We start from the raw sequence: 13,420 nt of genomic DNA, 5'->3' as shown, positions 1-13,420 counted from the left end.
ATAAATAATGCATCAAGATAAAGATCTCTCAACGTGGCAGACATTCCGTCGACTCTGGCCGATGATCGCACCCAACAAAGCTGGCTTAATTGTGGCGGCTATTGCCCTGATTATTAATGCCGCAGGCGATACGTTAATGCTCTCCCTGTTGAAGCCTTTGCTGGATGACGGCTTTGGTAAAGCGGACAGATCCGTGATGCTGTGGATGCCGTTGGCAGTCATCGGCTTGATGCTGGTTCGTGGCGTAAGCAGCTATATCTCCAGCTACTGCATCTCATGGGTGTCAGGCAATGTGGTGATGAATATGCGCCGTCGTCTGTTCAGCCATATGATGGGCATGCCGGTCGCGTTCTTCGATCAGCAGTCCACGGGTACGTTACTCTCTCGCATCACCTATGATTCGGAACAGGTCGCCTCGTCGTCATCGGGGGCGCTGGTCACCGTTGTGCGTGAGGGCGCTTCAATAATTGGCCTGTTTGTCATGATGTTTTATTACAGCTGGCAGCTGTCGTTGATTCTGATTGTTCTGGCTCCAATCGTATCCTTCGCGATTCGTACCGTGTCAAAACGCTTCCGCAACATCAGCAAATCGATGCAAAACACCATGGGACAGGTGACGACCAGTGCCGAGCAGATGTTGAAAGGGCACAAAGAAGTGCTGATTTTTGGTGGCCAGGACATTGAATCCGAGCGTTTTGCCAAGGTCAGTAACCGCATGCGTCAGCAGGGGATGAAGCTGGTTTCAGCCTCTTCAATCTCCGATCCGGTTATTCAGCTCATTGCTTCTCTGGCTCTGGCATTCGTTCTGTACGCCGCCAGTTTCCCCAGCGTGATGGATACGCTGACTGCGGGGACCATTACGGTAGTCTTCTCATCTATGATTGCTCTGATGCGCCCGCTGAAATCGCTGACAAACGTGAATGCGCAGTTTCAGCGTGGTATGGCGGCCTGTCAGACGCTGTTCTCCATTCTCGACAGTGAGCAGGAGAACGACACCGGTACGCGTGAAATCACGCGCGCAAAAGGTGATGTCGAATTCCGAGGTGTGACCTTCACCTATCCCGGCCGTGAAACACCTGCGTTGAAAAACATTAACCTGATGCTGCCTGCCGGAAAAACCGTTGCCTTAGTCGGGCGCTCCGGCTCAGGTAAATCGACTATCGCCAGTTTGCTGACGCGTTTTTATGATATTCAGCAGGGCGAGATTTTACTGGATGGCCATGACCTGCGTGAATACACCTTAGCGTCGTTGCGTAATCAGGTCGCACTTGTGTCGCAAAATGTGCATCTGTTCAACGATACCGTTGCCAATAACATTGCCTATGCGCGCAGTGAACAGTATAGCCGCGAGGAAATCGAAAAGGCGGCGACGATGGCACACGCGATGGACTTTATCAAAAACATGGACAAGGGGCTGGATACCGTCATCGGGGAAAATGGTGTGCTGCTATCAGGCGGTCAACGCCAGCGTATCGCCATCGCCCGCGCTCTGCTGCGTGACTGTCCTATCCTGATTCTTGATGAAGCCACCTCTGCGCTGGACACCGAGTCCGAGCGTGCTATCCAGTCTGCTCTGGATGAGCTGCAGAAAAACCGCACCTCACTGGTGATCGCGCATCGCCTTTCTACTATTGAAAAAGCGGATGAAATTGTGGTGGTGGAAGAGGGCAATATCATCGAACGCGGTACGCACGCCGACCTGCTGGCGGAAAAAGGTGCTTATGCTCAACTCCATAAAATGCAGTTCGGCCAATGATTGAGCGCATCTGGAGTGGCCGATCGCCATTATGGTTAGTCCTGTGGCCACTCAGTGTGCTCTATGGTGCCATCACGGCGCTGATCCGTCTCAGTTTCCGGCGTGGCTGGCGTAAAAGCTGGCGTGCGCCCTTGCCTGTTGTCGTGGTGGGGAATCTGACCGCGGGCGGGAATGGTAAAACACCCGTGGTCATCTGGCTGGTTGACGCCCTGCAGCAGCGAGGATTACGGGTAGGTGTGATTTCCCGCGGCTACGGGGGGAAAGCAGACCGCTATCCGCTGCGTGTCACTGCGGAAACCGCCACCGATCAGGCGGGTGACGAGCCGGTGCTGATTGCGCAGCGCACAGCTGCACCCGTGGCAGTGGCACCGCGACGCCGTGAGGCGATCGAAGCCCTTCTGCAACATCATTCACTGGATCTCATCGTGACTGATGATGGCCTGCAACATTATGCGCTCCAGCGCGATCGGGAAATTGTGGTGGTGGATGGCGTGCGACGTTTTGGCAACGGCTGGTGGTTACCTGCCGGACCCATGCGGGAACGGGCATCCCGCCTTAAGACGGTAGACGCGGTGATCGTTAACGGTGGTGAAGCGCAGCAAGGCGAAATTGCCATGCAACTGCAGGCGGGGATGGCAACCCATCTGCTCAGCGGTGAACAACGACCGCTCAACACGTTGCACGATGTCGTCGCCATGGCCGGCATTGGTCATCCGCCGCGCTTTTTTCATACCTTAAAACAGCACGGTCTGACGCCCGTTGCGGAGATCGCCTTTGCCGATCATCATGCTTACAGCGAAGAGGAACTGTCGCGTCTGGTCACGCCCGGCCAAACGCTGTTGATGACGGAGAAAGATGCCGTTAAATGCCGCGCATTCGCGCAATCCTCATGGTGGTATCTTCCAGTCGATGCCCATCTGCAGGCTGAGGCAGCGACGCTACTGTTAGACGATATACAACGCCTGTGTGGCACGTATTCACCACGGGAGCCGCACTAATTCCCACTGAGAAGGAAGAGAATGGGCACGCATTCACTTTCACGACAGCAGGCACGTAATATTCAGCTCGCGGCGCAGGGGTTATTGCGTCCGGTGAAACGTAGGGCACGTTTTCAGGATATTTCAGCCTGCATTAGCCGCATGTCGCTGTTGCAAATCGACACCATCAATGTGGTGGCCCGCAGTCCGTATCTTGTCTTATTCAGTCGCTTAGGCGACTATCCGCCCGTCTGGCTGGACGAGTCGCTGGCGCAGGGGGAGATTTTCGAATACTGGGCGCATGAAGCCTGTTTTATTCCCCGCGCAGATTACCGGTTACTGCGGCACCGCATGCTGTCGCCAGAGCGCCTGGGCTGGAAGTACAGTGCAGACTGGGCAACGGAACATCAGCAGGAAATCGCTGATCTACTTACCTATATACGCGACAACGGGCCCGTCAGATCGGCTGATTTCGCCAGTGGAAAAAATCATAAGCCAGGATGGTGGGCAAGGAAACCCCACAAGCGGCATCTCGAAAACCTGTTCAGTTCAGGGGAGCTAATGGTGTCAGCGCGCCATAATTTTCAGCGCGTCTATGACTTACGCTCACGTGTCATGCCTGACTGGCAGGATGCGCTGCATGCTATCAGTGAGGATGACGCTGTCCGCCTGATGTTAGTGAACAGCGCACGCTGTCTGGGCATTTTTCGCCGTGAGTGGCTGGCAGACTATTACCGGCTAAAGCGCGCGCCCGTTAAAGACTTTATCTTATGGGCACAGGGGGCCGGCGAAATCATGCCGGTTGAGGTCGACGGCATGGGAGAGATGTGGCTGCATCGGGACGCTCAGGCCGCATTAGCCACGCCGTTGATCGCAACACATACCACGCTGTTATCCCCTTTCGATCCGCTGGTATGGGACAGGAAACGTGCGCTTGCGTTGTTTGACTTTGACTACCGCATTGAATGTTACACGCCTGCGGCCAAACGTAAATATGGCTATTTTGTCTTACCGGTGCTGCATCGGGGCCAACTCAAAGCCCGTCTGGATGCACGGATGGTGCGCTCAACAGCCTTGCTGGAAATTAACAACATCTGGCTGGAACCTGACGTCGCGGTAACCGTTTCCTTTCTCAATGACGTGCAACGTGCTATTGAACGCTTCGCCCGTTGGCAGGGGGCCGAAACGGTTTTGCTAAAGAATGCGCCTTCGGCGTTACTGACACACTGGCCAACGCGCTGGCAGCTTAACAATTCCTGATGCAGCGCGGGTGTGATTTACCCGCTCTCATCAGCGCTGTGATATGCTTTAGTCCTTACGCTCTCGGTCCGAGATGGAGGACATATGGATCACCGTTTACTCGAAATCGTTGCCTGCCCGGTTTGTAATGGCAAATTGTACTTTAACAAAGAACAGCAAGAGCTGATCTGCAAGCCCGACGCGCTGGCTTTCCCTGTGCGTGACGGTATTCCGGTACTGCTGGAAAACGAAGCCCGTACGTTATCGGTTGAAGAGATCCATCCATGAGTTTTATTGCCATCATTCCTGCGCGTTATGCTTCCACCCGTTTACCGGGTAAACCCCTGGTTGATATTCATGGCAAGCCAATGGTGGTGCATGTGATGGCGCGCGCCCGGGAATCGGGTGCCAGCCGTGTGATTGTCGCGACCGATCATCCTGAGGTGGCCCGCGCTGTCGAGGCTGCCGGTGGCGAGGTGTGTATGACACGCGCCGACCATCATTCCGGTACGGAACGCCTTGCAGAAGTGATTGAAAAATATCAGTTCGCGGATGACCAGATCATCGTCAATGTTCAGGGCGACGAACCCATGATCCCCGCTGATATCGTCCATCAGGTGGCGAACAACCTGGCTCAGGCTGACGCCGGCATGGCGACGCTGGCGGTGCCGATTACGGATGCGGAAGAGGCGTTCAATCCCAACGCCGTCAAGGTGGTCATGGATGCCAGAGGCTACGCGTTGTATTTTTCACGCGCGACGATTCCCTGGGATCGTGAACGTTATGCGCAGTCCCGGGAACAGATCGGTGACACGCTGCTGCGCCATATCGGCATCTATGCTTATCGTGCCGGGTTTATTCGTCGCTATATCAGCTGGGAACCCTGTCCGCTTGAGCAGATCGAACTGCTGGAGCAGTTGCGCGTGCTGTGGTACGGCGAAAAGATCCACGTTGCGGTGGCAAAAACGATTCCGGGCGTTGGCGTGGATACGCCAGAGGATCTCACCCGGGTTCGCGCCGCGATGCTTCGCTGACCTGTTCCGCTTCTTGTGCGATGACCGTCTGCGCACGCGGCTGAGGCGCCGGGTTCCGGTCGCACTCAGCCTGCGCCATGACGGATGTGCGCCTTTGCGTCTATCCATCAGAAGGTGAGGCGGATGAGAAACGTTGCAATGCGCTTCCCAGCGTTTCATAGATCGCGCGTTCGCTGTGACTCATCCAGAGCGGGGAAGGATAAAAACGTTCCCACCAGTTAAGTGGCGAAGTAATCGCCAGCTGATTGGCGGGCGCTGCAATCGGCTTGAGTCCTGCCTGAGTGAAAAACCGCATCGCGCGCGGCATATGATTAGCTGAGGTAACCAGCAGGAAAGGGTGGTGCCCGATGAGCGTGCTGACAGCCTGCGCCTCCTGTGCGGTATCTTTTGGCTGATCCAGCAGACGAATGTGCGATGAAGGTACGCCCAGGCTTTCGGCAACCTGTGCGGCGACCCAGGCATTACTTTTGGGATTTTGCCCTGCCGCAGCACCGGTAAAGACCAGGGTAGCATCCGGATGGCGCTGCCACTGACGCACACCTTCTGTCACGCGAGGCAAACTGTTGTTCAGCAGGTTCGAGCTGGGCGCCCAGGCCGGGTTATAGGTATAGCCGCCCCCTAACACCACGATGTAATCGACTTTTTCAGTCCCATTCCACGTCGGGTAATGCGATTCGACGGGCAACAGTAAGCGATCGGCGACCGGCTGTAGGCTTATCAGTAATAACATCAGCCAACTCACTGAGATAAAGATTTTACCGCTTTTCTGCCAGCGGCTGAACCAAAGCAGCAAAATGCCGACAGCCATCAAAAGAAGCAGAAAAGGCAGGGGCAGTAACAGGTTGCCAAATGCCTTTTTCAGCATAAAAAACATGTAAAATCCCTCTTGTTGTCCGAAAAAACAGCAGCCAGAGCAGAAGAAGAGCATGAAAGCTTCATTCTTACGGCACCTGTGACAAAATAGCATACGTTTTACCGCAGCATACCGGAGTCCATGCCATGCAGGATCGTAACTTTGACGATCTCGCGGATAAATTTTCGCAAAATATTTACGGCACCACCAAAGGCCGGGTGCGTCAGGCAATCGTCTGGGATGAGCTTGAAGCCTTGCTTCCCAGCCTGACGTCCTCGTCTCCCTCACTGAACGTGCTGGATGCGGGCGGTGGCATTGGGCAAATTTCCAGTGGACTGGCCGCGCGGGGCCATCAGATTCTGCTGTGCGACCTCTCAGGTGAAATGTTGCGGCGTGCCCAGGAAAATGCGGATGCGCTGGGTGTGAGCCATAACATGCAATTCAAACAAATTAGCGCGCAGCAGGTCGGTGAACATTTGGATAAGCCGGTGGATCTGGTATTGTTTCACGCTGTGCTTGAATGGGTCGCTGAACCGGAAACCGTGCTGAAAGCCCTGTTTGATACATTGCGGCCGGGAGGCGTGCTGTCATTGATGTTTTATAACCTGCATGGGTTAACATTACGCACCCTGACGCTGGGCAATTTTGGTTACCTTCGTACCAACTTAACCAAGCGTAAGAAGCGCACGCTGTCACCGGACTTTCCGCGCGATCCTGACGATGTGTCACGCTGGTTACAGGCCTGCGGTTTCCAGATTGAACAGCGTGCCGGGATTCGGGTGTTCAGCGACTATATGAAGCCGCCTAAAGGCGAGCCAAAAAGCGACGACGAAATCATTGAGATGGAGCGGCGTTTTTGCCGTCAGGAACCCTTTTTAAGCTTAGGGCGTTACATCCACGTGACCGCGCGCAAACCCGGGCAGAAGGACGAATTATGAGTGAATTTTCCCAGACGGTACCGGAGCTGGTATCCTGGGCGCGCAAGAACGACTTCTCCCTTGCGCTGCCCGTTGAACGTCTGGCTTTTTTGCTGGCCATCGCCACGCTGAATGGCGAGCGCATGGACGGAGAAATGAGTGAAGGTGACCTGGTCGATGCGTTTCGTCATGTCAGCAAAGCGTTTGAACAAACCAGCGAAACCGTACTGGTGCGGGCCAACAACGCCATCAATGATATGGTGCGTCAGCGCCTGTTGAACCGTTTCACCAGTGAATTAACTGAAGGCAATGCAATTTATCGTCTGACGCCGCTGGCCATCGGCATCACGGATTACTATATCCGCCAGCGCGAGTTCTCCACGCTGCGGCTTTCCATGCAGCTTTCCATCGTTGCCGCTGAACTTAAGCGTGCCGCCGACGCGGCGCAGGAGAATGGCGATGAATTTCACTGGCATCGTAACGTATTCGCGCCGCTGAAATACTCCGTAGCCGAAATCTTCGACAGCATTGATATGACGCAACGCCTGATGGATGAGCAGCAGCAGGCGGTGAAAGCGGATATTGCGGAGCTACTGAATAAAGACTGGCGCGCCGCGATTTCAAGCTGTGAAATGTTACTGTCGGAAACCTCCGGTACGCTGCGTGAATTGCAGGATACGCTGGAAGCGGCCGGTGACAAACTCCAGGAAAATCTGCTGCGTATTCAGGACGCGACGCTGGACAGCCCGGATTTGGGCTTCGTCGATAAACTGGTGTTCGATCTGCAAAGTAAACTCGACCGCATCACCAGTTGGGGGCAGCAGGCCATTGACCTGTGGATTGGTTATGACCGCCACGTACATAAATTTATCCGCACCGCTATCGACATGGACAAAAACCGTGTTTTTGCCCAGCGCTTGCGCGTATCCGTACAGAACTATTTTGACTCACCCTGGGCGCTGACTTATGCCAATGCCGAACGTCTTTACGATATGCGTGACGATGAGCTGACGCTGCGTAATGACGAAGTGATGGGCGAATTACCTGCTGAACTGGAGTTCGAAGAATTTAATGAAATTCGCGAGCAGCTGGCGGCCATGATCGAAGAAGCCTTAACGATTTATAAAACGCAGCAAAAACCGCTTAACCTCGCCGCCGTCATGCGCGACTATCTGGCCCAGTACCCGCGCGCGCGTCACTTCGACCTTGCGCGCATTGTCGTGGACCAGGCGGTGCGATTAGGTGTAGCGGAAGCCGATTTAGCCGGTTTGCCTGTGGAATGGCAAGCCATTAATGATTACGGAGCCAAGGTGCAGGCACATGTCATCGACAAATATTGAACAAGTGATGCCGGTTAAGCTGGCACAGGCACTGGCAAATCCGATTTTTCCGGCGCTGGACAGCCAGTTACGTGCCGGTCGCCATATTGGCATTGAAGAGCTGGATAACCACGCTTTTCTGATGGATTACCAGCAGTATCTGGAAGAGTTTTACACGCGCTACAACGTTGAGCTGATCCGTGCTCCAGAGGGCTTTTTCTATCTGCGTCCACGCTCAACCACGCTGATTCCCCGTTCCGTGCTTTCCGAACTGGACATGATGGTCGGGAAAATCCTCTGCTATCTGTATCTCAGCCCGGAACGCCTGGCGAATGAAGGCATTTTCACGCAACAGGAACTCTATGATGAACTGCTGTCCCTAGCGGACGAAAGCAAGCTGCTGAAGCTGGTTAACCAGCGTTCAACCGGGTCGGATCTCGATCGGGCTAAGTTACAGGAAAAAATGCGTGCGTCCTTAAGCCGCCTGCGCCGTCTGGGCATGGTGTGGTTTTTTGGCAACGACAGCAGCAAGTTTCGTATTACCGAGTCTGTCTTCCGCTTTGGTGCCGATGTCCGTAGCGGTGATGATGCGCGTGAAGCGCAACTGCGCCTGATCCGCGATGGCGAAGCGATGTTGCTGGACAACACGACGGCAGCCACAGAGGCTGATGACAGTGAAGAGAATGACAGCGATGCGGGTGATATCGCGGAGGAAGAGCAGGCATGATTGAACGCGGCAAATTTCGTTCGCTAACCCTGATCAACTGGAACGGGTTTTTTGCCCGAACCTTTGATCTGGATGAACTGGTCACCACGCTGTCGGGCGGAAACGGGGCAGGTAAGTCCACCACAATGGCAGCCTTTGTCACGGCGCTGATTCCTGACTTAACCCTGCTGCATTTCCGTAACACCACCGAAGCGGGCGCAACCTCAGGCTCACGCGATAAAGGCCTGCACGGTAAACTGCGGGCAGGCGTCTGCTACGCGATGCTGGACGTAGTGAACTCACGCCATCAACGTGTGGTGGTCGGGGTCCGGTTACAGCAGGTGGCAGGACGTGACAAAAAGGTTGATATCAAGCCCTTTAGTATCCATGGCCTGCCCACGGATACGCTGCCCACGGACATGCTCACGGAAATTCTGAACAGCCGTCAGGCGCGCGTGTTACCGCTTAATGAGGTCAAAGAACGCGTCGAGGCGCTGGAAGGTGTCCAGTATCGGCAGTACAGCTCGGTAACGGACTATCACGCGATGATGTTTGATCTGGGGATTGTGCCGCGTCGTCTGCGTACCGCCAGCGACCGCAGTAAGTTTTATCGCCTGATTGAAGCCTCTCTGTACGGCGGTATCTCCAGCGCCATCACCCGTTCTCTGCGCGATTATCTGTTGCCTGAAAACAGTGGCGTGCGTAAAGCGTTCCAGGACATGGAAGCTGCGCTGCGCGAAAACCGTATGACGCTGGAAGCGATCCGCGTAACCCAGTCTGATCGCGATCTGTTTAAGCACCTGATTTCTGAAGCCACCAGCTATGTATCGGCCGACTATATGCGTCATGCCAACGAACGACGCATCCACCTGGATAGCGCACTACAGCTGCGCAATGAACTGTTCACCAGCCGCAAGCAGCTGGCGTCGGAGCAGTATCGCCACGTGGAAATGGCACGAGAGCTGGCTGAACACAGCGGGGCAGAGAACGATCTTGAAATTGATTATCAGGCGGCCAGCGATCACCTGAATCTGGTGCAGACGGCAATGCGCCAGCAGGAAAAAATTACCCGTTATGACAGTGATATCGAGGATCTGACACTTCGCCTGGAAGAACAGAGTGAAGTCGTGGCCGAAGCGCGTGAAATCCAGGAAGAAAATGAAGCCCGTGCTGAAGCGGCCGAACTGGAAGTGGATGAGCTGAAAAGTCAGCTGGCCGATTTTCAGCAGGCGCTGGACGTGCAGCAAACCCGTGCCATTCAGTATCAGCAGGCGTTACAGGCTCTGGAACGTGCGCGTTCGCTGTGTGAATTGCCTGAGCTGAACATTGACAACGCGGCGGAATGGCAGGCCAGCTTCCAGGCCAAAGAAGAAGAAGCAACCGGGCAGTTGTTGCGCCTGGAGCAGAAACTGAGTGTGGCCGAAGCGGCGCACAGTCAGTTTGAGCAGGCCTTATCGCTGGTGACCAGCATTGCCGGTGAGGTCAGCCGTAAAGAGGCCTGGCAAGTCGGGCGCGATCTCCTGCGTGATGCCAGCAATCAGCGTCACCACGCCGATCAGCTTGCTTCACTGCGCCTGCGTCTGAGCGAACTTGAACAGCGCCTGCGCGAGCAGCAGGAAGCAGAACGTCTGCTGGCGGAATTCTGCAAGCGTCAGGGGCAGCAATATGAGCCCGATGCGCTGGAAGGATTGCAGCGTGAACTGGAAGCCCAAATCGAGCAGTTGAACAGCAGCGTTGCCGATGCGGGCGAACAGCGTATGTTGATGCGTCAGGAGCTGGAACAGCTCCGTCAGCGCATCGCGACGTTGACCGCGCGTGCGCCGCACTGGCTGGCTGCGCAAGAAATCCTGACGCAGCTCAGCGAGCAAACCGGTCAGGCGTTGACCAGCAGCCAGGACGTTACGGAATACATGCAGCAGCTGCTGGAGCGGGAACGTGAAACCACTGTTGAACGTGATGAAGTGGCCGCAAGGAAACGTGAAATTGAGCAGCAGATTGAGCGCTTGAGCCAGCCGGGCGGTGCGGAAGATCCGCGACTGAACCAGCTGGCCGAACGCTTTGGCGGTGTGCTGCTGTCTGAGATTTATGACGATGTCACGCTCGACGATGCGCCTTACTTCTCCGCCCTGTACGGCCCGTCACGTCACGCCATTGTGGTGCCCGATCTTTCGCTGGTGCGTGAGCAACTGGATGGCCTGGAAGAGTGCCCGGAAGATCTCTATTTGATCGAGGGCGATCCGCAATCCTTTGATGACAGCGTGTTCAGCGTCGACGAGTTACAAAATGCCGTCGTGGTCAAGGTGGCCGAGCGCCAGTGGCGCTATTCCCGCTTCCCTAAAATCCCGCTTTTCGGCCGGGCGGCACGCGAAAACCAGCTGGAGTTGCTCAATAACGAACGCGATCGTCTGGCGGAACGGTATGCCACCCTGTCGTTTGACGTTCAAAAGACGCAGCGGCTTCATCAGTCATTCAGCCGTTTTATCGGTAGCCATCTGGCGGTCGCCTTTGATGACGATCCCGAAGCGCAGATTCGTCAGCTCGGCGCCCGTCGGGGTGAGCTGGAACGTGCGCTCAACCAGCATGAAAGCAACAATCAGCAGCAACGTCAGCAGTTTGACCTGGCCAAAGAGGGCGTTGCGCAGCTTAACCGCCTGTTGCCGCGCGTGAATCTGTTACTGGACGACACGCTGGCAGACCGTTGTGAAGAGATCCGTGAGCAGGTGGAAGACGCGCAGGAAGCCGCACGCTTCCTCCATCAGCATGGGGCGAAGCTGGCCAAACTTGAACCGATGCTGGCGGTGCTGCAGAGCGATCCGGAACAGCACGATCAGTTGCAGGCAGATTACCAGCATGCACAGCAGCAGCAGCAGCGCGCGCGTCAGCAGGCTTTTGCGCTGACCGAGGTGGTACAGCGTCGCGCCCACTTCAGCTATGACGACTCGGCCAGTATGCTCGGTGGCAACACCGATCTGAGTGATAAGCTGCGCCAGCGTCTGGAGCAGGCGGAAGCGGAGCGCAGCCGCTGCCGTGAGCGCCTGCGCGCGCATCAGTCGCAGCTGACCCAGTATTCTCAGGTGCTGGCATCGCTGAAAAGCGCTTATGACGCCAAACGCGACATGCTGAAAGAGTTGCAGCAGGAGATGCAGGATATCGGTGTGCAGGCCGATGCCAGCGCGGAAGAACGCGCCCGTATCCGCCGTGACGAGCTGTATACCGCGCTTAGTCACAATCGTGCCCGTCGTAATCAGCTGGAGAAACAGCTCACCTTCTGCGAAGCCGAAATGGACAATCTGCAGAAGAAGCTGCGCCAGCTTGAGCGCAACTATCATCAGATCCGCGAACAGGTGGTCAGTGCCAAAGCAGGCTGGTGCATGGTGCTGCGTCTGGTGAAGGACAATGGCGTGGAGCGGCGTCTGCATCGTCGGGAGCTGGCTTACCTGAGCGCGGATGAGCTGCGTTCAATGTCGGATAAGGCACTCGGTGCACTGCGCCTGGCGGTGGCGGATAACGAACACCTGCGCGATGTGCTGCGCCTGTCGGAAGATCCCAAACGGCCAGAGCGTAAAATTCAGTTCTTTATCGCCGTGTATCAGCATCTGCGCGAACGTATCCGTCAGGACATTATCCGTACCGACGATCCGGTTGAAGCCATCGAACAGATGGAAATCGAGCTGAACCGTCTGACGGAAGAGCTGACTGCTCGCGAGCAAACGCTGGCCATCAGTTCACGCAGCGTGGCGAACATTATTCGCAAAACGATTCAGCGTGAACAGAACCGTATTCGCCAGCTGAACCAGGGGTTACAGACCGTCAGCTTTGGACAGGTACGCAGCGTGCGGCTCAACGTGAACGTGCGGGAAACACACGCGATGCTGCTCGATACCTTGTCCGAAGAGCATGAACAGCATCAGGATCTGTTTAACAGCAACCGACTGACCTTCTCGGAAGCGCTAGCAAAACTGTATCAACGCCTCAATCCACAGATTGATATGGGACAGCGCACGCCGCAGACAATTGGTGAAGAACTGCTGGATTACCGTAACTACCTGGAGATGGAAGTCGAGGTGAATCGTGGCTCCGATGGCTGGCTGCGTGCAGAAAGTGGTGCGCTCTCTACCGGTGAAGCGATTGGTACCGGTATGTCGATTCTGGTCATGGTCGTGCAGAGCTGGGAAGAGGAATCACGCCGTCTGCGTGGGAAAGATATCTCACCCTGCCGCTTGCTGTTCCTGGATGAAGCCGCCCGTCTGGATGCGCGTTCAATCGCCACGCTGTTTGAACTCTGTGAGCGCCTGGAGATGCAACTGGTCATCGCTGCACCTGAGAACATCAGTCCTGAGAAGGGCACGACCTACAAACTGATGCGTAAGTTGTTTAACAACACGGAACACGTTCATGTCGTGGGATTACGGGGTTTCGCCGCCGATCCGCTGCCTGCCAAACGCGGCAGTGAAGCCGATTCAGCCAGTGAAACGACGACATAATATTCGTGCGGCAAGGATAGTCAAAAACAGCGCCATTGGTTAATCTGGTAACGGCATTTGTCGCAGGAGGCAAATGCCGTTTTTGTTTGTATACTCAGTCATATGAGTAACAGCCCGATTGCAGCTTTTTCCTCT

Annotated in this window: 10 protein-coding genes; 9 read left to right on the top strand and 1 reads right to left on the bottom strand. The window is 55.5% G+C overall.

Annotation, left to right across the window (positions count from 1 at the left end; translation table 11 throughout):
* The first annotated feature begins 7 nt into the window (after nucleotides 1–7).
* From msbA to kdsB, 5 genes are all read left to right on the top strand, one after another.
* The gene (msbA, locus tag C1N59_RS13555; RefSeq protein WP_006118628.1) at nucleotides 8–1,756 is read left to right on the top strand and encodes a lipid A ABC transporter ATP-binding protein/permease MsbA; all 1,749 of its coding nucleotides are present in this window, start codon (nucleotides 8–10) and stop codon (nucleotides 1,754–1,756) included.
* Nucleotides 1,753–2,754 (top strand): tetraacyldisaccharide 4'-kinase, encoded by a 1,002-nt coding sequence (gene lpxK, locus C1N59_RS13550; RefSeq protein ID WP_054687942.1) that lies wholly within the window; start codon nucleotides 1,753–1,755, stop codon nucleotides 2,752–2,754. Before msbA ends, lpxK begins: the two co-directional genes overlap by 4 nt.
* Nucleotides 2,755–2,775: 21 nt before the next feature.
* Nucleotides 2,776–3,993 carry a winged helix-turn-helix domain-containing protein gene (locus tag C1N59_RS13545; RefSeq protein WP_394549725.1) on the top strand — a complete coding sequence of 406 codons (1,218 nt, stop codon included), beginning with the start codon at nucleotides 2,776–2,778 and terminating at the stop codon, nucleotides 3,991–3,993.
* 84 nt (nucleotides 3,994–4,077) lie between these two features.
* Nucleotides 4,078–4,260, top strand: a complete 183-nt coding sequence (locus C1N59_RS13540) for a Trm112 family protein (protein ID WP_006118631.1) — start codon at nucleotides 4,078–4,080, stop codon at nucleotides 4,258–4,260.
* A complete protein-coding gene (gene kdsB, locus C1N59_RS13535; RefSeq protein WP_394549724.1) occupies nucleotides 4,257–5,006 on the top strand; it encodes a 3-deoxy-manno-octulosonate cytidylyltransferase in 750 nt (249 codons plus the stop codon). Before C1N59_RS13540 ends, kdsB begins: the two co-directional genes overlap by 4 nt.
* A gap of 100 nt (nucleotides 5,007–5,106) precedes the next feature.
* Here kdsB and elyC read toward each other — a convergent pair whose 3' ends face one another.
* Nucleotides 5,107–5,880, bottom strand: a complete 774-nt coding sequence (gene elyC, locus C1N59_RS13530; protein ID WP_394549723.1) for an envelope biogenesis factor ElyC — start codon at nucleotides 5,878–5,880, stop codon at nucleotides 5,107–5,109.
* 125 nt (nucleotides 5,881–6,005) lie between these two features.
* Here elyC and cmoM point away from each other — a divergent pair, with 125 nt between their 5' ends.
* Genes cmoM through mukB form a run of 4 tightly spaced genes read left to right on the top strand, consistent with a single transcriptional unit; the run spans nucleotide 6,006 to nucleotide 13,285 of the window.
* Nucleotides 6,006–6,797 carry a tRNA uridine 5-oxyacetic acid(34) methyltransferase CmoM gene (gene cmoM / locus C1N59_RS13525; protein WP_110267717.1) on the top strand — a complete coding sequence of 264 codons (792 nt, stop codon included), beginning with the start codon at nucleotides 6,006–6,008 and terminating at the stop codon, nucleotides 6,795–6,797.
* The gene (gene mukF, locus C1N59_RS13520; RefSeq protein WP_033737632.1) at nucleotides 6,794–8,116 is read left to right on the top strand and encodes a chromosome partition protein MukF; all 1,323 of its coding nucleotides are present in this window, start codon (nucleotides 6,794–6,796) and stop codon (nucleotides 8,114–8,116) included. The genes cmoM and mukF overlap by 4 nt, the downstream gene beginning before the upstream one ends.
* Nucleotides 8,097–8,822: a chromosome partition protein MukE gene (gene mukE, locus C1N59_RS13515; protein ID WP_006118636.1), complete on the top strand. Its 726-nt coding sequence runs from the start codon at nucleotides 8,097–8,099 to the stop codon at nucleotides 8,820–8,822. Before mukF ends, mukE begins: the two co-directional genes overlap by 20 nt.
* A complete protein-coding gene (gene mukB, locus C1N59_RS13510; protein ID WP_394549721.1) occupies nucleotides 8,819–13,285 on the top strand; it encodes a chromosome partition protein MukB in 4,467 nt (1,488 codons plus the stop codon). Before mukE ends, mukB begins: the two co-directional genes overlap by 4 nt.
* Nucleotides 13,286–13,420 lie beyond the last annotated feature (135 nt).

Source organism: Pantoea sp. SGAir0183, from assembly GCF_043545505.1.
This window is presented reverse-complemented; position numbering and strand designations above follow the sequence as displayed.

What these genes read in the sequence shown, in the direction of transcription:
- msbA (WP_006118628.1), top strand. Translation starts at nt 8, where the DNA reads ATGCATCAAGATAAAGATCTCTCAACGTGGCAGACATTCCGTCGACTC.
- elyC (WP_394549723.1), bottom strand. Translation starts at nt 5,880, where the DNA reads ATGTTTTTTATGCTGAAAAAGGCATTTGGCAACCTGTTACTGCCCCTG.
- mukE (WP_006118636.1), top strand. Translation starts at nt 8,097, where the DNA reads ATGTCATCGACAAATATTGAACAAGTGATGCCGGTTAAGCTGGCACAG.
- mukF (WP_033737632.1), top strand. Translation starts at nt 6,794, where the DNA reads ATGAGTGAATTTTCCCAGACGGTACCGGAGCTGGTATCCTGGGCGCGC.
- C1N59_RS13545 (WP_394549725.1), top strand. Translation starts at nt 2,776, where the DNA reads ATGGGCACGCATTCACTTTCACGACAGCAGGCACGTAATATTCAGCTC.
- kdsB (WP_394549724.1), top strand. Translation starts at nt 4,257, where the DNA reads ATGAGTTTTATTGCCATCATTCCTGCGCGTTATGCTTCCACCCGTTTA.
- lpxK (WP_054687942.1), top strand. Translation starts at nt 1,753, where the DNA reads ATGATTGAGCGCATCTGGAGTGGCCGATCGCCATTATGGTTAGTCCTG.
- mukB (WP_394549721.1), top strand. Translation starts at nt 8,819, where the DNA reads ATGATTGAACGCGGCAAATTTCGTTCGCTAACCCTGATCAACTGGAAC.
- cmoM (WP_110267717.1), top strand. Translation starts at nt 6,006, where the DNA reads ATGCAGGATCGTAACTTTGACGATCTCGCGGATAAATTTTCGCAAAAT.
- C1N59_RS13540 (WP_006118631.1), top strand. Translation starts at nt 4,078, where the DNA reads ATGGATCACCGTTTACTCGAAATCGTTGCCTGCCCGGTTTGTAATGGC.